The organism is Solwaraspora sp. WMMD791 (assembly GCF_029581195.1).
GTDB lineage: Bacteria > Actinomycetota > Actinomycetes > Mycobacteriales > Micromonosporaceae > Micromonospora_E.
In genome coordinates this window covers 4,578,971-4,600,786 of sequence record NZ_CP120737.1, presented here as the reverse complement: position 1 = coordinate 4,600,786, position 21,816 = coordinate 4,578,971, and the positions used below count along the sequence as shown (strand labels likewise).

Here is a 21,816-nt window from a genome sequence, read left to right as displayed (position 1 = left end):
GGTCACGCTCGCGACCCCGGCACCAACTCAGCGTCGCCACCACCGTCTCCGCGACCACCCCGACCGCAGCGGGAAACCGGCCACTGCGGGCCGGCCAGCCGGTAGAGGTCAGGTCGACCTGCGCAGACCGTCGGTGACGGCAGCGCGCGCGGCGACGGTGTCACCGGGCCGCTCGTTGGCCAGCGCCGCAGCGACTCCTGGTTCCACCGCAGCACCTCCTGAGGGTCGTCGTGACACCGGGCCAGGTGGTGCGCCGCGACGCAAGCGTCGGAGTCGTCCGTACGCATCGCCCAGGCCTGCTCGAACGACGCCCGCGCCTCGGCCGGCCGTCCCGGTGCCTCCGCTCGAATGCCGTCCTGACACAGCAGGCGGGACCGGCGTCGATCGGATGCGCTCCAGCTGACCGGTGTCCGGCGTGTCGCGTCGATGAGGTGCGGTGGATCAACGAGGGCGAGACGCCGGCGGGTCAGCTGGTCGGGGTCAGCCGGGTACGGGGGCCGGCGCGCAGCACCCCGGACGGAAGTTGCCGGCCGACCAGTTCCTCGGCCAGTTCGGCGGCGGCCAGCAGCGCCGCCAGGTCGATACCGGTGGCGACGCCCATGTCGTGCAGCATGTGCACCACCTCCTCGGTGGCCACGTTCCCGCTGGCCCCGGGCGCGTACGGGCAGCCACCCAGGCCACCGACGCTGGCGTCGAACTCGGTGACCCCCAGTTCCAGGGCGGCCAGCAGGTTCGCCAACGCCGTACCCCGGGTGTTGTGGAAGTGCAGCAGCACCGGCACGGCGGCCTGCCGGTCGCGCACCGCCGTGACCAGCTCGCGGACCCGGCGCGGGGTGGCCATCCCGGTGGTGTCACCGAACGCCACCCGGTCCGCGCCGTCGGCCACCACCCGGTCGACGATCCCGGCGACCCGGCCCGGGTCGATGTCCCCCTCGTACGGGCAGCCGAAGCTGGTCGCCACGATCACCTCGACGTGCGCCCCGGCGGTGTGCAGCAGCGGGATCAGCTCGGCGATGTCGTCGAGGGACTCTGCGGTGCCCCGGTTGACGTTGCGCCGGTTGTGCGTGTCACTGGCCGACACCACCACCTCGACCTCGTTGAAGCCGGCGTCGATCGCCCGCCGGGCACCGCGCAGGTTCGGCACGAGCGCCGAGTAGCGCACCTCGGGGGCGCGCCGGGCCCGCTGCCACACCTCGTCGGCGTCGGCCATCTGCGGGATCGCCCTCGGGTGCACGAACGAGACAGCTTCGATCCGGCGTACGCCGGTTGCGGACAGCGCGTCCAGCAGGCGGACCTTGCCTTCGGTCGGCACCGGTTGCTCGTTCTGCAGGCCGTCGCGGGGGCCGACCTCGCGGATCGACACGGACTCGGGAAGGGGCGTCGTTGCCATCTGCCCAGCATCGCGCGCCCGTGCCGTCCACTCAATGGGATCCGACGAAGGTCACCGCGCCCGCATCCGGCCGACGATGCCGGTGTCGTAGTCGCCGGAGAGAAACTCCGGGTACTCCAGCAGCTCGGCGAAGAACGGCAGGTTGCACTTCGGCCCGGCCACCTCGAAGGCGGCGACCGCAGCCCGGGCCCGGGCGATCGCCTCGGCCCGGTCGGCGCCGGAGACGATCAGTTTGGCCATCAGCGAGTCGTAGAACGGCGTCACGGTGGTGCCGACGGCGTACCCGGAATCGACCCGGACCCCGTCACCGGTCGGCTCCGACCAGGCGGTGATCGCGCCCGGTCCGGGCAGGAAGCGTTTCGGGTCCTCGGCGTTGATCCGCAGCTCGATCGCGTGCCCGCGCGGGGCGAGGGTCTCCGGGTCGAACGTCGGTGCCAGACCGGCGGCCACCCGCAGCTGCTCCTCGACCAGGTCGACGCCGTAGACCAGCTCGGTCACCGGATGCTCGACCTGCAACCGGGTGTTCATCTCCAGGAAGAAGAACTCCCCGGTGGTCGGGTCCAGTAGACACTCCACCGTGCCGGCGTTGCGGTAGCCGACCGCCTCCCCGGCCCGTACGGCGGCAGCGAGCAGCCCGGCCCGGATCTCGTCGGTCACCGCTGGCGACGGCGACTCCTCCACCAGCTTCTGGTTGCGCCGCTGGACCGAGCACTCCCGCTCGCCGAGGGCGACGACCCGGTCGGTGCCGTCGGCCGTACGCCAGCCGAGGATCTGCACCTCGACGTGGCGTACCCGGGGGAAGTAGCGCTCGATCAGCACGGACCCGTCACCGAACATGCGGGCGGCGAACGCCCGGACCTTGTCGAACTCGGTCCGCAGCGCGTCGGCGTCGGCCGCGACGCCCATGCCCATTCCGCCGCCGCCGGCAGCGGCCTTGACCATCACCGGGTAGCCGATGGTGGCGGCGGCGTCGAGTGCGGCGTCGACGGTCCCGGCGGGCTCGGTGGTGCCTGCGGCGACCGGTACGCCGGCAGCCGACATCAGGTTCCGCGCGTTGATCTTGTCGCCCATCGCCTCGATGGCGTCGCCACCCGGACCGACCCAGGTCAGCCCGGCCGCTTGCACCGCGCGGGCGAACTCGGCGTTCTCCGACAGGAACCCGTAGCCGGGGTGGATCGCCTCAGCACCGCTGCTCTTGGCGGCGGCCAGGATGGCGGCCTGGTCGCGGTAGCTCTGCGCCGGCTGGGCCGGTCCGACGCAGATCGCCTGGTCCGCTTCGGTGACGAAGGGCAGCCCGGCGTCGGCCTCGGAGTACACGGCGACGGTGCGCACCCCCAGCCGCCGAGCGGTACGGATGATCCGTCGGGCGATCTCGCCCCGGTTCGCCACCAGCAAAGACTCGATCATGCCTCTCCTCGCGGTCGTGGCACCCGGTGCGGTGCCGCGGTCGGCCATACCACGTGACGGTCGGTCGGCCCTGCGACGAGGCGCGGCGGTCGGCCGCGCGACGAGGTACGGCGGTCAGCCGTGCAGCGCGGCCAGGGTGGCGGCCCGCAGCAGGGCTGCCCGCCGGTCCCGGTCGACCTCGCCGCCGAGGAACGGGGTGGAGTTCATCAGGCCGAACGCGGCGTGGGCCAGCACCCGCGCCTCGGCGGCGTCGAGCTCGCGACGCAGGCCGGTCAGCACCCCGACCCACTCCTCGACGTAGAGCCGCTGCAGCCGGCGGATCCGGCGGCGCGGCTCCTCCGGAAGCCGGTCGAGCTCGTGCAGGTGCAGAGCGATGACCGCCGGGTTGGCCAGGGCGAACTCCACATGGAACTCGATCAGCGAGGCCAGTGCGGCATCGGCGTCCGTGGAGTTCGCCGCCACCCGGGCCCGCCCGCCGTCGAGCAGTTCCTCGCTGACCGGGATCAGCGCGGCGGCGAGCATCGCCTCCTTGCCGGCGAAATGGTGATAGAGGGCCGGGCCGGTGACACCGGCGGCGGCGCCGATGTCGTCCATCGAGACGCCGTGGTATCCACGGGCCGCGAAGAGTCCGACCGCGATCTGGAGAATCTCGTCGCGGCGTGACCGTCGACGAGGTGCGACCGTCTCGGCCCCGTCCGCCGTCGTCGCCTGCTGATCTACCGTCACCTGGCCAGCCTAACCCTGAATCGATCCCGAGTTGAACGCTCGTTCAGCCTTTTCAAGCGCTGCCGGCTGATCCGCCGGTGGTCCACGCTGACCCGGCGCTGATGTGTGACGATCACCGTACCGTCAGCCGGAGCACGGATTCACCCCCCGGCGGCGACCGCCAGGCCGTCGACGACCTGCGCCTGCGGCAGCACCCCCAGGGCCGGACCGGGCAGCACGATCTTGCTGGCCCGGATCCCGGAACCGATCACCACGTGCGGCACCGCCACCACCCGGGCGTCGACCAGGATCGGCCACTGCGGCGGCAGCCCGATCGGCGTGATGCCGCCGTACTCCATGCCGGTCGCCGTCACCGCGTCGGCCATCGGGGCGAAACTCGCCTTACGGACATCCATCAGCCGCCGGACCGCCCCGTTGACGTCGGCGCGGGTGGTGGCCAGCACCATGCACGCCGCGTAGCGGACGACGCCGCCCCGTTTACCGGCGATCACCACGCAGTTGGCCGACTCACCGAGCCCCACCTCGTACGCGGCGCAGAAGGCGGCGGTGTCGGCGAGGTCGGGGTCGATGGCGGCCACGGTGATGTCGTCGACGTCCACCGGGACCTCGGACGACCACTGCTCGATCGCGGCGGACACCGGGTCGGCGACCAGGTCGAGTCGGTTCCGGACCGGTTCGGTCCGCAGTCTGCCCAGCACATCGCCATCATGCACCGGCCGGAAGCGGCCCGCCGACCGGGGTTGGCCGGCCCGGCCGGTACGGTGGATGCGCCGTCACACTGACTTCGTCGGCAACCGACTTCCGTCGGTGACACTGACTCCGTCGAGCACACCGAGAGGTGACCGTGGCTGCTCCGAGGGCGAGCGTCGTGGTGCCGGTCTACAACACGCAGGCCTGGTTGCCGGCCGCGTTGGCGTCGATCGACCGGCAACCGCACCGGGCGACGATCGAGGTGATCATCGTCGACGACGGGTCCACCGACGCGTCGGGCGAGATCGCCCAGGACTACGCCCGGCGGTCGCCCGGGGTGCGCTACGTCCGGCAGTCCAACGCCGGGCTCGGCGCGGCCCGCAACCATGGGGTACGCCTGGCCACCGGCGACTACCTGGGGTTTCTCGACTCCGACGATCTCTATCCGGACGACGGCCTGGACCACCTGATCGCCGTCGCCACTGCGGCGCAGGCGCCGATCGCCGTCGGTGACATGCACGGGTTCCCGCCACGACCCAGCCCGCCGTGGCGCGCCGAGATCGTCGGGGCGTCCCGGGTGATCGAATCCGTCGCGCAGGCACCCCTGCTGGTCGGCAACCCGTCGGCCTGCAACAAGGTGTTCGCCCGGGACTTCGTCGCCGACGTCGGTGCCACCTTCACCGAGGGCAGCGCCTTCGAGGACGTCCTGTTCACGCTGCCGCTGCTGCTGCGCGCTCCGCGTACCGTGCTCAGCCCCCGGCTGGTCTACCTGTACCGCCAGCGCGGCAACGGCTCCTCGATCATGGACAGCCGGTTCCAGCCGGCCAAGATCCTGCAACACCTGACGATCATCGAACGGCTCGTCGCCGACCTCGACGGCGTCGACCCGGCGAGCCTGCCGGCGGTGCGCCGGTGGGTCGCGTACATGCAGCTCAGCTACGCCCGCCGGGCCGCCGTGAACCTCGACGACGCGCAGTTGGCCGACTTCACCCGGCGGATGTCGACGCTGCTCGCCGACATCGCCGTTCCGGTAGCCGCCGAGTTCGTCGGGGATCCGGCCGCCGGGCTACGGGCGGTCGCGCTCTACGAACGACAACCCGACGCGGTACGCCGACCGCGCCACGACGGCCCGGTCCGGCTGCACGGCGGCCAGCTGCACCTCGATCATCCCCAGTTCGACCGCTACCGGGAGCTGCTGCGGGTGCCCCGACCCACGGTCGGGGTGCACCGCGTGCGCCGGGGCGACCCGGCGGCCGGCGAGTCCGTCCGACTGACCGGTCACTGCGCCCTACCCGGTCCGGGCGGCGCACCCGGCAGGGTGCGCGACGACCTGCTGCTGGAGGTGGGCGACACCCGGCTACGGCTGCCACTGGTGGTCGCCGACGGTGACCCCGACCGGCTGCACTGGCAGGTCGACCTACCGCTCGACGGGCTGCCCCGGGGGCGCTACGCGCTGCGGGTCGTGGCCCGCGACGGCGGCGCCGAGCTGGTCCTGCCGCCGGCGGGTGGGGCACCGGGCACCCGGGCCGCGCTCACCACCCGGGGTCGGGCGGTGTGGGTCGCACCCGGCCGCCGTGGCCTGCGGCTGGTGGTCTCCGATCCGCTGGTCACCGTGGCGGCGACCCCGGCCCGCTGGACCCGGCTGGCCCGGCATCGGGCCGAACGCGCGGCCCGGCAGGGCGTGCGGGCCGCGCGGCGCGGCCGGCAACGCCTGCGTCGGCTCACCGGACGGTGACGAGGTCACCGGCGGGTCAGGGCGGTGACGTGTCGACCGGCCGGCCGTCAGGGCGGTGACGGCCGGCCGGTGGTCAGGGCCCCGACCGCCGGCCGGTGGTCAGGGCGGTGGCCATCTGATCCAGGGTCCGGATGGTGGCCGGCACGGAGCCGGGATCCGGCAGGCTCAGTGTGGCGACCGTGTCGTCGCGGCGGACCGCCAGGAAGTAGGAGACGGTCGGCGCGGACTGCGGATGGTCGATGCGGCCCCGGACCAGCAACGCGTCCGGCCGCTCGGGGTCGACCAGCTCGAACGTGATGGTGCCGGGCCCGAACCGGTACGTCGGACAGGTCCGCACCACCTGCTCGGCGTCGGCGAGCGCCCGCGCCGCCCAGTCCGGCTCGAACACCTCGACGACGGCGAGTGCCAGCCCGGTGGCGGTCGGGTGGTGGTAGCGCCGTTGTGCGGCGGCGACCCGGTGCCGTTGCGCCGGGTAGTCCGCGTCGCGGTAGGTCGGGCAGTCGTCCTGGGCCCAGGGCCAGCGGGGTACCCCGAGCTGTCGTGGCTGGTAAGACCAGTCGGGTCCGAGGGCGGTGGGGGCGACGAACCAGCTGTCGCGTACCGCTGCGGTGGTGCCGCCGGCGGCACCTGCCGCCGACGCGGAGCCGGCACCCGGCGCGGCCCCGGGAACCGACGCGGAGCCGGCACCCGGCGCGGCCCCGCTGTCCGGCGTCGCGCATCCGGTCACCAGCAGGGTGGCCACCAGCACCGCTCCGGCGAGCCCGGCCCGCGGCTTCACGACTCCTCGACCAGCAGGTCGGCGCGGCTGTCGCCGAGCAGCTCCCGCAGCCGGGCGAGGGACCGCCGGCTCTGGGTCTTGACCACCGACATCGACACGCCCAACGTCTCCGCCACCGTCTCCACGCTCTGGTCCTCCCAGTAGCGCAGCACCACGATGGCCCGGTCGCGGGGCGGCAGGCAGCCGAGCGCGTCGATCATGGTCAGCCGCAGTGCGGGCTGCTCCGGCCGGGCCGGGTCGGTGTCGACCGCCGGCCCGGGCACCACCAGCTCCTGGCCGCTGAGCCGGCGACGGTGGTCCAGCACCACCCGCAGCAGCACCTTGCGGCTGTACGCGTCGATGTTGTCGGCCCGGGCCACCCGGGACCACGCCGCGTACATCTTCGCCAGGGCGGTCTGGGTGAAGTCCTGCGCCAGATGCCAGTCCCGGCACATCAGGTAGGCGGTCCGACGCAACCGGGGCGCGGCCGCCTCGGCGAACGCCACGAACTCCTCGTCCGACGCGCCGGTCGACGTACCGGCCGACGACCGGGCCCGGGCCGACGACCGGTCCACGGCCGGCCGTGGCTTGCCCACCAGCGGCGCCGGCAGCGTCACCTCAACCGCGCCGTACACACTGCACCCTCATGCCTGGGCACCCCTCCCCGGTGTGCTTCCTCGGTGTCCGCCCCCGCAGACATAGACGTCGCACCGTCGGAAGAAGGTGACAGGCCTAGGGTTCTGCCTGACGTTCACTCTCCGCTCGCCGCCTGTTAGCTTTGCGATAGGGCCCCCTTCCCCTGCCCGGCGGATGCTGTCCGCCCACCGGCCGACTCCTGCGCCGGACCGACGGTACGGAAGGCGAGCTTCTCCGATGGCCCTGTTGAGCCTGATCATCCCGGTCTACCGGGTCGAGAAGTACCTCGCCGCCTGCCTCGACTCGATCCTCGACCAGCACTGTGACGAGGTGGAGATCGTCGCCGTCGACGACGCCTCCGACGACCGGTCGGGCGCGATCCTGGCCGAGTACGCTCAGCGCCACCGGCAGATCACAGTGGTCACGATGGACCGCAACTCGGGGCTGGGTGCCGCCCGCAACGCCGGAATCGCCCACGCCAGCGGGCGCTACGTCTGGTGTGTCGACAGTGACGACTGGCTGCCGGCCGGGTCGCTCGCGGCGGTGGTCGAACGGCTCCGCCAGACCGACCCGGAGATCCTGATCACCGGGTACGCGCGGGTGTACCCCGACGGTCGGGTCGAGGAGCACCCGGTCACCGACATCGCGCCGGGGCGGCAGTTGCCGACGGTCTTCTCCTTCGCCGACGAACCGGGGCTGCTCGACATCCTGTGGATCGCCTGCAACAAGATCATCGATCGGGAGCGGCTGATCGGGTCCGGCGTCACCTTCCAGTCCGGCTGGTACGAGGACGTGTCGTTCGTGATCCCGCTGATGGTCGCCGTCGACCGGATCGCCGTACTGGACCGGGACTGCTACGCGTACCGGCAGCACCACGACGGCGCGATCACCCGTACGGTCAGTGACCGTCACTTCGAGGTGTTCGACCAGTGGCAGCGGGTCTTCACCTACCTCGACTCCGACCCCGGCCGGGCCGCACCGGTCCGGTCGTTGATCTTCGGCCGGATGATCTGGCACTGCCTGCAGGTGCTCGGCCACCCGCACCGGGTGCCCAGGTCCAGCCGTCGGCGCTACTTCCGTGGCACCGCCGAGCTGTACCGCCGGCACCGCCCGGCCGGCGGCTACCCGGTGCCGGGCGGGGCCAACGAGGCGGTCAAGCACCGGCTCGTCGCGGCGAACGCCTATCCTCTGTACGAACTGCTGATGGCCTGCTGGCTGGTGCGGAAACGGCTGTTCGGCTCCCCAACCCGGGGAATGGCCGCCGCCACGCGGCCACGACCTGCGGCGATGACCGGTGCGGGGGCTGGTGCCGGCGGCGGGCAGAACCGGGAGGAGACCCTCAGGTGACACGTGGTGCCGGATCCGACACCAGCGGGCCGGCCGGCGTCGAGGTCACCTGGCGACTACGCGGGCTCGCCCCGCCGCGTCCCGCCGAACGGCTGGGCCGCGCCGTGGGCCTGCGGGTGCTGCGCGTACCCGGGACCGGGCAGGCGCTCGTCGTCGCCGGCACGGTGGACCGGCTCCGCGACCTGACCCACCATCCGGCCGCCGGCTCGCCGGTACGCTCGGTGACCGTGGTCGTCGCCTGGTGGCGGTCCCCCCGGGTCGGCTGGGGCGGCACGGTCGGCATGCTGCCGCGACTGCGCCGGCACCGGGTGGGGCTGCCCCGGCTGCGTCGGGGCGCGGCCACCGTCCGGCTCGCCGTCGCCGCCCCGGTGCCGCTGCGCGACGCGGTACGGTCTGCGCTGAACGCCCTGGACGGCGCCCGGCCGATGCCGGCCCCCGGCAGCCCGGACGTCGCCGGCGTCGTACCCGGCCGAAGCGGCGGCGGGGTCGGTGGCGGGCCGACGTTCCTCCCGGCGACCGCGACCGTCACCACCGGTGAACTCACCGCCCGTGACGAGATCCGCGCCTATGACCTGGTCGTCACCCCGACACCGCCGGCCCATCGACCCGACGACATCGGCACCGTGCCGGCCGGCAGCGCCGGCACCGTACTGGCCGGCAGCGGGCACCGCGTCACCGTCACCGAGGGTGCGCCGATGGTGCTCGTCGACGCCACCCGGATCAACCCACGGGGTCGACCGGTGACGGCGTACCGGTCGCAGGCACCCGAGGCCACCCTGGAATTCGCCCGGGGCGGCCGGTCGGCGGCCCGGTTCCGTGCCGGAACAGCCAGCGGGCCAGCCGCCGGACCAGCCGGCGGGCCCACGTTGCACGGGGCGCTGACCGGGCCCGGCCTGGGCGCGACCGCCCTCGCCGCGCTGCGCCAGGTCCGCGTGGTGCACTGTCGGCTGGTGCCGGGCGAACACCCGGCGCAGACCGCCGGGCTGCTGGTGCAACTCGCCGCCACCGGAGTGCTGCTGCACGCCCCGGTCCTGCCACCGGCCGTCGCCGACCTGCTCGACCCGGACCTGCGGGCACTGGTGTGCGCACCGCCGCCCACCCCCGACCCCGACGACCCGGCCGGGGCCGCGCTGGCCGTCGAGGCGCGCAGCGTACGGCAGCGCCGGGCCGCGCTGCGCGGGCACGCCGCCGGGCTGCGGCTGCCCGCCCTGGCCACCGGTGGGCTGCCAGTGCTCGGCCAGCCGCCCTCGGTCAGCGCGATCCTGGTCACCCGCCGGGCGGAACTGGTGCCGGCGGCGCTGGCCGCAATCGCCGCGCAGACCTATCCGGAGTTGGAGATCGTCCTCGGGCTGCACGGAATCGAGCTGCCCGAGTCGGCCCGCCGGGCGCTGTCCGACTGCGGCCGGCCGTTCGAGGTGGTCCGGCTGCCGGCCAGCGCCGACTTCGGTGCGGCACTCGGCGCGGTGACCCGGCGCGCCCGGGGCACCCTGGTGACGAAGTTCGACGACGACGACAGCTACGGTGTCGAACACGTCTGGGACCTGGTCCTGGCCCGGCACTACTCCGGAGCGGTGCTGGTCGGCAAGGGCGCCGAGCTCGTCCACCTGGAACGTGAGGGTGTCACCCTTCGCCGCAGCTCCGGGGTGCCCGAAGCGTACGGCGACGTGGTGGCCGGCGGCACGATGCTGCTCGCCAAGGGCGATCTGGAGGCCGTCGGCGGGTGGCGGCCGGTGCCCCGCTCGGTCGACCTCGGACTGATCGAACGGCTGCGAGCGGCGGGGGCGAGCGTCTACCGCACCCATCCGCTCGGCTACCTGTACCACCGCCGGCCCACCGGGCACACCTGGGATCCCGGCGAGGCGTACTTCGTGGACAGTGCGTACGCCCGTTGGCCGGGGGTGCCGCCGGACGCGATGGCCGACCCGGTCAGATCACCATCGACGGCAGCGGCCAGCGACGCAGCCGGTGCGGCAGCCACACCAGCTGGTCCCCCACCTTCGTGACCAGGCCCTCCTCACCGAACTCGCGGGCGATGTCGATGTCCACGTCGGTGACCGGAGCGCCGTCGACCAGTTGCGCCAACACGGCGAGGTACGCCGGGTCGTCGATGGTCAGCAGGTTCAGCTGACCGGTGCGCCGGTCGCGTACCTGCACGAAACCCGGGCCCTGGCGGTAGGTGCACTTGTCGAAGTAGAAGGCGTCCCGCCAGGCGGTGGTGGCCGCCGTCGACGCCGCGGTGTCGGCCCCCGCCAGCTCGACGGCGACCGGCGGGCGCAGATGCCCGTACACCCGCCACAGGTCGTCGTCGCCACCGGGCAGCCGCACCGACCAGTCGACCTCGATGGCGTAACTGGTCGCCTCCCGGACCAGCACGAGTCGGCGTACCGCGTCGGCCGCCGCCGCCGGATCGTCCACGGTGAGATCGACGACGCCGGGCAGGGCGAGCTTGCGGACGCCGTCGGCGTGCCAGTCGGCGACGGCGTCGCCGACCGGGCCGGTCACCTCGGCCGGGCCCAGGTCGATGCCGGGAATGTCGGCCACCGCCGGATCATGGTCGCGATGCCGCCGTACGGTGATCGGCCGGTGCGGCCCGGCGGCGACGGGGGTGATGGTCAACGGCCTGCTCCTGTCAGACGGCGGTGAGCGCGGGCACGGGCTCCGGTACGGCGGCCCCGGCCGCCCCGACGGCGTCGGCGGACGCCGCCTCGGCCTGCGCGGCGGCCCGCTCCTGACGCAGGTGGTCGATGCGGATCAGCTCCTGGTTCATCGCCTTCGGCGCGATCTGGATGAACTGGTCCGCGTCGACGAAGACGATGCCGAGTTCCCGCCAGCGGGCCAGCAGCGCGGCGACGGCCGGTTCCGGTACGTCGATGCGCCGGGCCAGCGAGGCGACGCTGTGCGGCTGGTCCAGTTGGCGGAAGGCGGCGATCTCGGCCGGGTCGGTCAGCCGCAGCACGTGCCAGTCGAAGTGCCGGCGCTGGCTGACCAGCACGATCTCGTCCCCGAGGTCGTGGTGGGTGAGCCGGCTACGGGCGTACTCGTGCTGCCAGTGGGTGACGGCCCGGTCCAGTTCGTCGCCGACATCCTCACCGATGCCCTGGGTCGGGGTGTCGAAGATGTACGCCAGGTCCATCAGTTCGGATTCGGGCAGGTCGTAGATGAGCCGGTACTGGGCGGCCGGGCGCAGGTCGGTGAAGCCGAGTGCCGGGTTGACGAAGTACGGGCTGAACCGCTCGATGGCGATCCGGGTGCTGCCGTCGGCCGGGCAGAGGTGGTGCAGGGCCGGCATCTGTTCGATGATCGACCGGTAGTCGGCGTCGGTCTCGCCGGGGAAGCCGTACAGGTAGTTCCAGGCGATGGTGATGCCGCTGGTCTCGGCGTCGCGCAGCATCCGCACGTTGAGGCAGCCGGTCACCCCCTTGTCCATGATCTTGAGCACCCGGCTGTTCAGGTTCTCGATGCCGGGCTGCACGCTGACCAGGCCGGCGTCGGCCAGCGCCTGCACCTGAGGGCCGCGCATGTTCGACTTGATCTCGTACTGCAGCCGCAGGTCGTAGCCGGACTCGGCCAGCCGGGGCAGTAGCGAGGTCACGTAACTCATGTCGAGGATGTTGTCGACGACGAACATGTCCAGCACCTGGTGCCGCTGCACCAGCTCGATGATCTCGTCGTAGAACCGCCCCGGATGCTTGCTGCGGAACTGCATGAACGACCCGTTGAGGCCGCAGAACGTGCAGTGGTGTTTCTCGCCCCACCAGCAGCCCCGGGCACCTTCGACGACCAGCCGGGGTTCGACCCAGTGGTTGGCCCGCGAGCTGGCCAACCGCTCGAAGTAACCGGTGTAGTCGGGGCTGACGATCTCGGCCGGCGGCAGCGGGGCGGTGCTCATCGGGTTGGCCACGTGCCGTCCGGCGGCGTCGGCCCAGCAGAGACCTTCGATCCCGGCCAGATCAGGCCGGCTGTCGGTGTCCGTGTCGGTGTCGGTGTCCGCGTCGCGCAGGGCGGTCAGCAGCTTCGGGAACGCCGCCTCGCCTTCGCCGCGTACCACGTAGTCGACGAAGGAGAAGTTGCGGTGCATCGCCGCGCCCTGCTCGCCGTCGCAGTTGGCGCCACCGAGCACGGTACGGATCCGCGGGTTGAGCCGCTTGACCGCGCGTGCGGTGGCCAGGGCGGCGGCGTTCTGCTGGAAGGTCGAGGTGAACCCGACGATGTCCGGCTCCCGCTCGACGATGCGGGCGGCCACCTCGGCGACGAACTCGGGCACCGTACGGTGCAGCTCCAGGTTTCGGCTCAGGTCCCGCTCGGACATCTGGCCCTGCACCCGACTGACGAACTCGTCGACCCGCCACTGCGGATCGTCGTAGAGAGCGGAGGAGAAGACCCAGTCACCGCAGCCGGAGAAGTAGGTGAACAGCGAATAGTAGTAGTAGTCGCTCAGGCCGAACTCGGTGCGCTCGACCACCCAGTCGACGAAGTCGAGGTTGGCGTGCATCACGTCGACCTGTGCGTCCGGCACCTTCTGACGGACGCTGTTGGTGAGGATGCCCAACGCCAGCGACGGGACATCGATCGATGACCACGGCATGTTGACCAGCAGGATCCGCATGTGCCCTTCTTTTCCTCGTAGGACTCGTTCCGATGGGACTCGCTCGGCGATGGGCTTCGCGTGCGGTGCGCCTTCCGCCCGGTGAGACTCCGGCGCGAGGCTCTCCGGCAGGCAGTGGATGGAGGCGGTCGGCCGCTCCGGCAGAAAGCGGTGGTCCGCCCGCCTCCACCCCGTACGGCCGGATCAGAACTTGATCTTGACCGTGACCGTGACCTGGATGCCCGCGCTGCGAAGCTGGTCGCGGTTGCCGTTGATCGGGTCGTTCTCGACAACGTTCTTCCGCATGCTGTTCACCTCCCCTCCGATCGACATGGACCTGTCAACGTGCGGGAGTCGGGTCAACCGACCGGCCTGGCCATCGCAAGCGCGACCGGGGTTCCCTCCTCCTGCACGCCGTCGAAGTGCCGCTGCATGAACAGCAGCACGGTCTGCATCAACGCGAGATGGCTGCGCGCGTCGAAGTCGTCGTGCCCGGCCCGCCGCCGGACCACCTGGTGCGGCACCCGCCGCGCCGCGAGCAGACCCGCGTACCGCTCCACCGGCTCCGGCGGGCAGCGCACGTCGTCGCTGGAGACGGCGAGCAGCACCGGCGCCCGGACCTGGTCGACGTAGGTCACCGGCGACGACCGGGCGTACGCCTGAGGCACCTGCTGCGGGCTGCCACCGAACAGCGTCACGTCCAGGGCCTGGACCGCCGGCGAGGCAGCGTGGAAGGCGGCGACGTAGTCGGCGACCGGGCTGATCGCCACCCCCAGCCGCCACAGCTGCGGCTGCACCCCGAGGGCCAGCAGCGTCAGGTAGCCACCCCACGACGTACCCCACAGGGCGACCCGACCGGACTCGATGGTGCCGGCCGTCACCAGGTGTTCGCGGACCGCCGCCAGGTCGGCGATCTGGGTCAGCCCGACCCCGTCGCTGAAGTCGTTGCGCCAGGCCGAGCCGTAGCCGCTGGACCCCCGGTAGTTGACCCGCACCACCGCGCATCCGGTGCTGGCCAGCACCTCCACCAGCGGGTCGTAGGCGTCCCGGGCATGCTGGGACGGCCCGCCGTGGACCAGGAAGACGGCCGGATGGGTGGTGCGACCGTCGTTCGGCACGGTCAGCAGGACGTGGATCCGCCCGCCCGGACCCGGCACCCACAGCTCGCGACGCTGGTAGTCGTCCACCGGTGCCGCCGCGGCAGGATCCGGTTCGGCCCCACCGTCGGGCAGCCGCACTCCGCCCGCCGACCGCAGCTGCGGCGGCGTCAGCGAATCCGTCCAGATGTAGACGATCTCGCCGTCGGGCCAGACCGCCGCGTCGAGCACGCTGCCGGCCGGGGTCGGCGACACCACACTGGTACGGGCGGTGAGGTCCGCCTCGTGCAGAACCGTCCGCGCGTACCGGTCCTGCCGGATGAGGATGCGCCGCCCGTCCGGGAACCAGCTCGCGGTGATCTCGGTGTCGTACCAGCACCAGTCGTAGGTGGTCAGTCCGCCGTCGGCGGTCCAGGTCGCCGGGCAGTACCGCCCGTCGGACTCGATCACCAGCAGCAACCTGGCCACACCACCGCCGGGGGCGAAGCCCAGCGCCCAGACCCGCCGACCGGTACGGCCGGCGATCCGGCCGACCGGCGTACCGTCGCGGTCCAGGACGGTGACCGCGTCGGGTGCCGCCGCGTCCGCGCCGACCACAGCGAGCTCACCCGACGGATCCAGGTCGACCAGGTACGCGTACCCGTCGATCCGGGTCACCTCGGTGATCCGGCCGTCCGGCTCCCGGCGGTGCAGCGTCAGGCCGTCGTCGTCGGCGAGCCCGACCAGGGCGGTGCCGTCGTCGGCCATCGCGATGCCCGCGTGCCGGGCGGGTGCCACTCCGGGCAGCGCCGGCACCGACGCCGCCGCCGTGCCCTCCGCCGGGCCGGCTGCGGCGGATGCCGGCGTCGTCGCGGCAGGGCTGTCGGGAAAATCGGTGGTACGCCAGACACCGACCCCGGCCAGGTCGTCGTCGAACCACCACACGGTCTCACCGGCCGGGTCGAGCGCGGCCCGGATCGTGCCGGTCGGCCGGTCGGTCAGCTGGGTCAGGGCACCGGCCCGGCGGTCCCAGGCGAAGATCTGGCACCGCCCGTCGGCGTCACCGACGTAGACCAGCCGGTGCGGTGCGTGTTCGGCGACGACCGGCAGCGCCGGGTAGAACAGCCGGTACTCGCGACTCATCGACGTGCCTCCTCGACCTGTGACTCCGGCTGTGTCCCGGACCCGGACTCCGGCTCCGACTCGGGCTCGGGCTCGACCTCTTCTTCGTCCGCGCCGGCCCGCAGCTGCCGCAGGTTGACCGTGGTGTACGTGGCCAGAGCGGCCAGCGCGGCCGCGAAGATCAACGCGACCGCCGTCGGGCTGTACCAGGCGACCAGCAGCCCGGCCAGTAGTGGTGCCGGGGTCTGCAGCACCTCACCGGCGGTACCCATCACGGTGCCCACCCGGCCCTGCAGCTCGTCCGGTGTGAGCGCGATGACCCGCGCCTGGAAGATCACCCCGAGCAGCGGGCTGAGCAGGAACACCAGGCCGAACAGCAGACCGTACGTCCAGGTCTGCCGGGCCTGGGACAACGCCACCACCAGCGCCACCATCGCCCAGGATGCGACCACGACGACGGTCATGGGCCGGACCCGGCTGAACACCGCCGGCGCGGCCAGCGCACCGGTCAGACCGCCGACGCTGGCGACGGTGAGAATCAATCCGATCGACGCGGCCGGCGCACCTTCCCGACCAGCGGTGAGGATCGCGAAATAGATCAGGGCCCCGAAGGTGAAATTGATCCCGGCGGCCCAGATTGTCACGAATCTTAGGAACGGCTGGTTCCATACGAACCGCAGGCCGTCGCGCAGGTCGGCGAGAAACGACGTGCGCTCGCTGCGGGTCGGCGTCAGATCGGTACGGATCGCCGACACCAGCAGTGCGGACACCACGTACGAGACCGCGTCCACCAGGAATGGAACCCAGCGGCCGATTTGATAAAGCGCGCCGCCAAAGACCGGACCCACGATCTGTACGGCATGATTGCGGGCCTCCAATCTTGAGAGCGCCCGTTTGTCGTCGGCGGGCAGCACCCGCCGGATGGCACCGGCACCGGCGGCCTCGTACCCGCTCTGCGCCAATCCTTCGACGAAGGCCGCGCCGACGAGCACCGCGAGCGTGGCGGCGCCGGTGGCGACCCCGACGAACAGCCCGCCCATGACTGCGCCCGCCACCAGCAGGGATGTCACCATCATGACCTTGCGGGGTAGACGGTCGGCCAGTACGCCGGCCGCTGGTGCGGCGACCAGCCGACCGACCAGGGCCGCCGCACCGACCAGGCCGGCGGCCGCCGGCGAACCAGTGATCGCCAAGGTCACCAGTGGAAAGACGATGCCGGAGGTCTGCGACCCGAGCTGATCGACGGCTCCAGCAATCCAATAGAGCCGGAAATCCCGCTTCCTAATGGTCTCGGCCGACGATTCGCCCGCCATGGATGCGGCTGACATCAGCAACACCACGTGATTGACATGAACGTCCCAGCTTTGTGATCGAGACTTCCCAGCTTGCGTAAATCAGGTCACTGAAAACCACTGGCCACCCCCGATCGGGCCGTGGACAGAGGCTAACAGCGTCCGCAGCACGAAGCAAGGATGTAAATACGTTGAGCGACGTAACCTCGGTGAGTCCCCCGGTCATTCAAACCGAACTTGGCAATATTCGTCACAAGAATTGCCGGTGTACCGCAGGAGGAAGTATTCAGCACCAAACCCGGAATCAACGGCGTTGTGCAGACACGGCCCAGGTTCGGCCGAAAGCCGGATTCCACCCGGCAGCACCGGGTACGTCAGCCCCTGCACCGTCCTGGGCCCTGCCACGCGCGCGACGCCATCCGGGCACTCTGGGCTCGCTGATAATCTCCTCAGGCACGGCATCACCAGTCACCTGCCGACGGAGGTCACCTGCTGAGCGTCGAACCCCTCCCTGACCAGCACCCTGGGATAGCTGGCATGCCTCGGGCAGGGCCACGACCTGCAGGCGATCGCACAGGCCGGCTACCACGTCACCGGGGTGGACCTCTCGTCGGAAGCGATCCGGCTGGCACGGGCCCGCGTACCGGAACGATCGGGTCAGCCGGACGCGGCAGTGACCGAACTCCGCGTACACGATGTCGCCACGGGCCTCCCGTTCGCCACCGACCGCTTCGACGGGGTCTACTCGCACCTCGCGCTGCACTATTTCATCGAGCCGACCACCCAGCACGTGTTCGATGAGATCGGCAGGGTGCTGCGGCCCGGCGGCATCCTGGTCTTCTGTGTCAAGTCGACCGCCGACCCGGCCTACGGGAAGGGCGAGCAGTTCGGCCCTCGGATCTTCAGCCTCAACGGCCATGTCCGGCATTTCTTCGATGAGCAGTACATCCGTCGGTTGCTCACCGGCTGGCACATCGAGAAGTTGGACCACTACGACGGCAGGTTCGAGTCCGGCAGGTCCAGTGCTTTCGTCAGTGTCGTCGCGACCCGCGCCGTCGTTTGACGGGCCACGATGCGGATCGTGAGTGTGAACGCGTGGGGTGGGGCGCAGGCCGAGGAGTTGCTGCCCTGGCTGTCCGACTGCGCGGCCGACGTCGTCTGCCTGCAGGAGGTGACCCGGACGCCGGGCCTGACCGGCTGGACCCGCTTCAGCGACGGTGAACGAGACCTGCCGCAGCGCGCAAACCTGTTCGACGACGTTCGCGCCGTACTGCCCCGGCACCAGGCGTTCTTCCTCACCAGTGACACCGGACCGGTGACCGACGGGACGGGTGCCCGCCATCGGCAGGACTTCGGCGTCGCGACGGTGGTCGCCGAGCGGCTGCCCGTCGTCGGTGTCGACTCCGCCTTCGTGCACGGGGCGTTCGTCGAGCACGCCGAGTGGACGGTCGCCGACCGTCCACGAGTGGCGCTCGCCGTCGGCACAGTCGGCCGCGCCGACGGCCGGCGGGTCTGGGTGGTGCAGGTGCACGGCCTGCGTGACCCGGCCGGCAAGGTGGACACCCCGGCGCGCCGGGCCCAGGCGGTAAGGCTGGCCGAGCTGGTCCAGCGGGTACGCGACCCGGACGATCTGGTGGTCGTGTGCGGGGACTTCAACCTGCTGCCCGACAGCGCGACGTTCGACGTACTGCGCGATATCGGGCTGACTGACCTGGTCGGCACGGCCGACACCCGTACGTCGCATTATCCGAAGCCGGTCCGGCACGCGAGCTATCTGCTCGTCTCCGACGTCGCCGTCGTCGAACGCTTCGAAATCGTGCGTCAGCCGGAAGTTTCCGACCACCGCGCCCTGCTCCTCGACCTGCGGGTCTGACCTCGTCGGAAGCGGGCCGTTCCCGTCCCGGTATGACCGCCCTGACGGCGGGTAACCATCGGTCATGGTAGGCACCTCCAATACCCTGTCGCGATCCCGCGCCGAGGTGACGAGGTCGGGCCGCAGCGGAGCCGTCGTGCGGCCGGCCGGGTACGCCGACCTGCCGGCCACGGCCCGTACGCATGTGGAGTTCCTGCCGGTCGGTCTCTTCCCGTCACTCGGAACGGGGTTCGTCCGCCGCTGGCACCGCACCTACCTCGACTCCCGGCACGGCGTCGGCTACGTGGTCACCGACCCGACGACACCCCACGATGACGTTGTCGGATTCCTGCTGGGCACCACCGACCAGGCCGCCCACATGGCGGCGCTGTTCGCCGATCGGCGGGCGCTGGCCGCACTGTCGGCAGCCGGCGCTGGTGCGTTGGTCCGCCGCCCCGGGCTGGCCCGCCAGCTGTCCTCCCGGGCTGTTCCCTGGGCCCGCCAGATCGCGCAACGCCGGTCCGGCCAGCCGGCCCCAGCAACCGGGCCGGCCGACAATCCGCAGGTCGCGGTGATGGTCGCGGTGGCGGTGCAGCCACAGTGGCGGGGCAGCGGAATCGGTGCGGAACTCGTCCGCCGGTTCGTCGAGGATGCCCGGTGCGCCGGCGCGGCGGAGGCCGAGCTGGTCACCCCGGTCGGGTCGGCCGGAGCGACGGGCTTCTACGAACGGCTCGGCTGGGAGCTCGGACCGTGCTGGCGCACCCGTGACGGTGACCAGCTTCAGGCGTACCGTCAGCGCCTCGATGCCGACGACTGATCAGCCGCCGGCCGGTTGCCAGGCGGTTAGCAGGTCAGCGGGCTGGTAGAGCGCGTCGAGGCCGCGGCAGGACGCGCCGCTGCGGGAGACGGCGACGGCCGGCACCGGTTCGTTGGTCATCGCTGCCCGGTGCCGGAACAGCGCGGACAGGTCGTGCCCGCCGAACTGTGCCTGGTCGTGCAATTTGATCGAGCCGACGAAGTACAGCTCGCGGGCGACCGGTGTCCGGTCGGCACCGACGATGTCGATCTCGACGTCGTTCGATCTGGTCCAGTACGCCCCGATGGCGGGTGCCGCCGGTAGCGAGTCGTCGGGCAGCAGCCGGGCGAGCGCGTCGCGGATCAGTGGCTCGACGGCCCGGCCCCGCCAGCTCGGAAAGCTCGTCCGGATGCGAGTCAGGGTCAGGTCACCCCGGTCGCGTTCGATCTCCGGCATCGCGGGGGCGAGGAACCGCAGCCAGAAGCGCAGGTACGGGTCGACGATCCGGTAGCGGCGGTCCTTCGACGGGCGGGTGGACAGTGGTAGTTCACCGGTGATCAGGGCGGCGTCGATCGCGTCGGCGGGTGGCAGGTCGAGCATGGTGGCGAGGTCGGCCGGGTGGAGCGGGCCGAGCACCATCTCGCGGCCACGCTGGTGGAACGGCCGACGGTAGTCGTTGAGCGCCTCCATCATCGCCAGGTCGGAGCCGATGAGGACGCCCAGCACCGGCTTGCGCCGACGGCAGCCGGTCCCAGGCCCGCTGCAGGATGCCTTCGAACTGCTGCTCGGGATCCATCAGACAGGGCACTTCGTCGAGGACGACGACGCTGGGGGTGTCGTCGGGCAGGGCCGCTGCCAGCAGCCGGAACGCGGCGTCCCAGTCCGACGGGTTGGCGGCGGCGGTGAAGTAGAGGTACGGCACCTGCGCGTCGTCGACGAACCGCTCGACCAGTCGGGACTTGCCGACCCGCCGCCGCCCTCGGATGAGCAGGCAGCGGCCGGGCCGGTCGTCCGCTAACTCCCATGTCAGTAACATCGATGTCAGTAACATCGGTGTTAGCTCAAGCGGAGCGTGCGCCGGTGACCAACTGGACAGCCGGTCACGTCCCTCGTAACCGGCTGCGCTCGGCCGCCTTGGCGAAGTACGCACCGGTGATGCGGGAGGTCGTCCGGGTGGGCAGGACGCGCTGGAAGAGGAAGGTCTGGGTGGTGTAGAGCCAGCCGTCGACCACGGCCGCCGACCGGCCGGCCAACGCGGCCATGACGGTGTCGGCCACCTGTTCGGGCCGTCGCTTTCCACGGAAGTGGCCGGGGTTCATCGGCGTCTCTGTCGCCCCCGGACTCACTGCCACCACCCGTACCCCACTTCCCCGCGTCTCGGCCCACAGCGCCTGGGTGAAGGAGAGCACGAAGGCCTTCGAGGCCGCGTACGCCGCGTTGTTGGGCGCGGGGGAGTACGCGGCGGTGCTGGCGATGTTCACGATCGCGCCACTTTTGCGGGCGAGCATGCCGGGCAGGAACAACGCGGTGATCTCCGCGACCGCTCCCGCGTTCAGGTCGACCAGCGTACGGATCCTGCCGGGATCGGTGCCCGCGACCGGTCCCGGCAGGGCGATACCGGCGTTGTTGACCAGCACGTCGATCGTGACTCCGGCTTCTCCGAGCCGTCCGGCGAGGTCGCCCGGCGCGCCCGGCAGCGACAGGTCCATCGATACGGTGCGCACGTCGACGCCGTGCGAGGCCCGTATCTGCCGTGCCGTGTCGTCCAACCGCTCCTGGTCACGCGCGACCAGGACCAGGTTCATGCCTTCCCCGGCCAGCCGGGCGGCGATCGCCGCCCCGATCCCGGCGCCGGCGCCTGTGACCAGCGCGGTGGTCTTGTTTCCGCTCATGCGGACGACGGTAAACTTTGACGCTGACGTGAATGTCAAGCTCGGATGGGAGATGTCGCATGCGCATCGGCGAACTCGCCAAGGTCACCGGCGTGAGCACCCGGGCACTGCGCTACTACGAGGAGCAGGGTCTGCTGCCCGCCGCGCGGCTCGGCAACGGATATCGGGAGTACGACGAGCAGGCGGTGCCCCGGGTCGCCTTCATCCAGGACCTCTACCGCGCCGGGCTACCGTCGGAGGTGATCCGGGAGATCATCCCCTGCGTGGGCAGCGAGCAGCCGACGGGCGACTGCGCCGGGCTGATCGACCGGGTCCGGCAGGTCCGTGACCGGCTGGCCCACCAGGAACAACTGATCGCGCAGCGGCGCCAGATGTTGGAAAGCTACCTCTCCGGCGCCGCCGCTCCGGCCGCCATGACTCGGCGGGATTCGGAGGTCCCGATCGCATCGTGATCCAGTCCGTCACACCTCACCTGAACGTGGACTCGCGGGACGCCGGGCCGCAGATCAGCGA

20 protein-coding genes are annotated in these 21,816 nt (G+C 71.6%); 8 read left to right on the top strand and 12 right to left on the bottom strand.

Annotated features, from left to right (window positions below):
• Window positions 1-466: 466 nt before the first annotated feature.
• The 4 genes from O7623_RS20375 to O7623_RS20360 all read right to left on the bottom strand — a co-directional run bounded on the left by O7623_RS20375 (window position 467) and on the right by O7623_RS20360 (window position 4,218).
• Window positions 467-1,390 (bottom strand): hydroxymethylglutaryl-CoA lyase, encoded by a 924-nt coding sequence (locus tag O7623_RS20375; protein WP_282224610.1) that lies wholly within the window; start codon window positions 1,388-1,390, stop codon window positions 467-469.
• A gap of 51 nt (window positions 1,391-1,441) precedes the next feature.
• Window positions 1,442-2,797, bottom strand: a complete 1,356-nt coding sequence (locus tag O7623_RS20370; protein WP_282224609.1) for a biotin carboxylase N-terminal domain-containing protein — start codon at window positions 2,795-2,797, stop codon at window positions 1,442-1,444.
• A 114-nt stretch (window positions 2,798-2,911) separates the two neighbouring features.
• The gene (locus tag O7623_RS20365; protein ID WP_282224608.1) at window positions 2,912-3,523 is read right to left on the bottom strand and encodes a TetR/AcrR family transcriptional regulator; all 612 of its coding nucleotides are present in this window, start codon (window positions 3,521-3,523) and stop codon (window positions 2,912-2,914) included.
• Window positions 3,524-3,663: 140 nt separating this feature from the next.
• Window positions 3,664-4,218, bottom strand: coding sequence for a YbaK/EbsC family protein (locus O7623_RS20360; RefSeq protein ID WP_282229493.1), 555 nt, complete (start codon window positions 4,216-4,218; stop codon window positions 3,664-3,666).
• A gap of 149 nt (window positions 4,219-4,367) precedes the next feature.
• Between O7623_RS20360 and O7623_RS20355 the strand changes: the two genes are divergently transcribed.
• A complete protein-coding gene (locus tag O7623_RS20355) occupies window positions 4,368-5,948 on the top strand; it encodes a glycosyltransferase family 2 protein (protein ID WP_282224607.1) in 1,581 nt (526 codons plus the stop codon).
• Window positions 5,949-6,021: 73 nt separating this feature from the next.
• On the opposite strand, the gene O7623_RS20350 is transcribed toward O7623_RS20355, so the two are convergent.
• Entirely contained in the window at window positions 6,022-6,726 is a 705-nt protein-coding gene (locus tag O7623_RS20350; protein ID WP_282224606.1) for a hypothetical protein, read from the bottom strand.
• Window positions 6,723-7,340, bottom strand: coding sequence for a SigE family RNA polymerase sigma factor (locus O7623_RS20345; RefSeq protein ID WP_282224605.1), 618 nt, complete (start codon window positions 7,338-7,340; stop codon window positions 6,723-6,725). The genes O7623_RS20350 and O7623_RS20345 overlap by 4 nt, the downstream gene beginning before the upstream one ends.
• 238 nt (window positions 7,341-7,578) lie before the next feature.
• Here O7623_RS20345 and O7623_RS20340 point away from each other — a divergent pair, with 238 nt between their 5' ends.
• A complete protein-coding gene (locus O7623_RS20340) occupies window positions 7,579-8,688 on the top strand; it encodes a glycosyltransferase family 2 protein (protein ID WP_282224604.1) in 1,110 nt (369 codons plus the stop codon).
• Entirely contained in the window at window positions 8,685-10,691 is a 2,007-nt protein-coding gene (locus tag O7623_RS20335; RefSeq protein WP_282224603.1) for a hypothetical protein, read from the top strand. The genes O7623_RS20340 and O7623_RS20335 overlap by 4 nt, the downstream gene beginning before the upstream one ends.
• On the opposite strand, the gene O7623_RS20330 is transcribed toward O7623_RS20335, so the two are convergent.
• From O7623_RS20330 to O7623_RS20315, 4 genes are all read right to left on the bottom strand, one after another.
• On the bottom strand, window positions 10,615-11,304 hold the full coding sequence (locus O7623_RS20330; RefSeq protein ID WP_282224602.1) for a DUF5825 family protein: 690 nt from the start codon (window positions 11,302-11,304) through the stop codon (window positions 10,615-10,617). The genes O7623_RS20335 and O7623_RS20330 overlap by 77 nt on opposite strands.
• A gap of 13 nt (window positions 11,305-11,317) precedes the next feature.
• The gene (locus O7623_RS20325; RefSeq protein WP_282224601.1) at window positions 11,318-13,294 is read right to left on the bottom strand and encodes a RiPP maturation radical SAM C-methyltransferase; all 1,977 of its coding nucleotides are present in this window, start codon (window positions 13,292-13,294) and stop codon (window positions 11,318-11,320) included.
• Window positions 13,295-13,632: 338 nt separating this feature from the next.
• On the bottom strand, window positions 13,633-15,492 hold the full coding sequence (locus O7623_RS20320) for an alpha/beta fold hydrolase (protein ID WP_282224600.1): 1,860 nt from the start codon (window positions 15,490-15,492) through the stop codon (window positions 13,633-13,635).
• Window positions 15,489-16,799, bottom strand: a complete 1,311-nt coding sequence (locus O7623_RS20315; protein ID WP_282224599.1) for an MFS transporter — start codon at window positions 16,797-16,799, stop codon at window positions 15,489-15,491. Before O7623_RS20315 ends, O7623_RS20320 begins: the two co-directional genes overlap by 4 nt.
• A gap of 496 nt (window positions 16,800-17,295) precedes the next feature.
• Between O7623_RS20315 and O7623_RS20310 the strand changes: the two genes are divergently transcribed.
• From O7623_RS20310 to O7623_RS20300, 3 genes are all read left to right on the top strand, one after another.
• Window positions 17,296-17,826 (top strand): class I SAM-dependent methyltransferase, encoded by a 531-nt coding sequence (locus O7623_RS20310; protein ID WP_282229492.1) that lies wholly within the window; start codon window positions 17,296-17,298, stop codon window positions 17,824-17,826.
• Between the two features lie 9 nt (window positions 17,827-17,835).
• Window positions 17,836-18,636 carry an endonuclease/exonuclease/phosphatase family protein gene (locus O7623_RS20305; RefSeq protein WP_282224598.1) on the top strand — a complete coding sequence of 267 codons (801 nt, stop codon included), beginning with the start codon at window positions 17,836-17,838 and terminating at the stop codon, window positions 18,634-18,636.
• Window positions 18,637-18,772: 136 nt separating this feature from the next.
• Window positions 18,773-19,432, top strand: a complete 660-nt coding sequence (locus O7623_RS20300; RefSeq protein ID WP_282224597.1) for a GNAT family N-acetyltransferase — start codon at window positions 18,773-18,775, stop codon at window positions 19,430-19,432.
• On the opposite strand, the gene O7623_RS20295 is transcribed toward O7623_RS20300, so the two are convergent.
• Window positions 19,433-20,137, bottom strand: a complete 705-nt coding sequence (locus O7623_RS20295; RefSeq protein ID WP_282224596.1) for a DUF234 domain-containing protein — start codon at window positions 20,135-20,137, stop codon at window positions 19,433-19,435.
• Between O7623_RS20295 and O7623_RS20290 the strand changes: the two genes are divergently transcribed.
• Window positions 20,121-20,429, top strand: coding sequence for a hypothetical protein (locus O7623_RS20290; protein WP_282224595.1), 309 nt, complete (start codon window positions 20,121-20,123; stop codon window positions 20,427-20,429). The two genes, O7623_RS20295 and O7623_RS20290, sit on opposite strands and share 17 nt — an antisense overlap.
• 82 nt (window positions 20,430-20,511) lie before the next feature.
• Here the strand turns inward: O7623_RS20290 and O7623_RS20285 are convergent, their stop codons facing one another.
• Window positions 20,512-21,303, bottom strand: a complete 792-nt coding sequence (locus O7623_RS20285; protein WP_282224594.1) for an SDR family NAD(P)-dependent oxidoreductase — start codon at window positions 21,301-21,303, stop codon at window positions 20,512-20,514.
• Between the two features lie 59 nt (window positions 21,304-21,362).
• Between O7623_RS20285 and O7623_RS20280 the strand changes: the two genes are divergently transcribed.
• Window positions 21,363-21,755 (top strand): MerR family transcriptional regulator, encoded by a 393-nt coding sequence (locus O7623_RS20280; protein ID WP_282224593.1) that lies wholly within the window; start codon window positions 21,363-21,365, stop codon window positions 21,753-21,755.
• The last annotated feature ends 61 nt before the right edge of the window (window positions 21,756-21,816 follow it).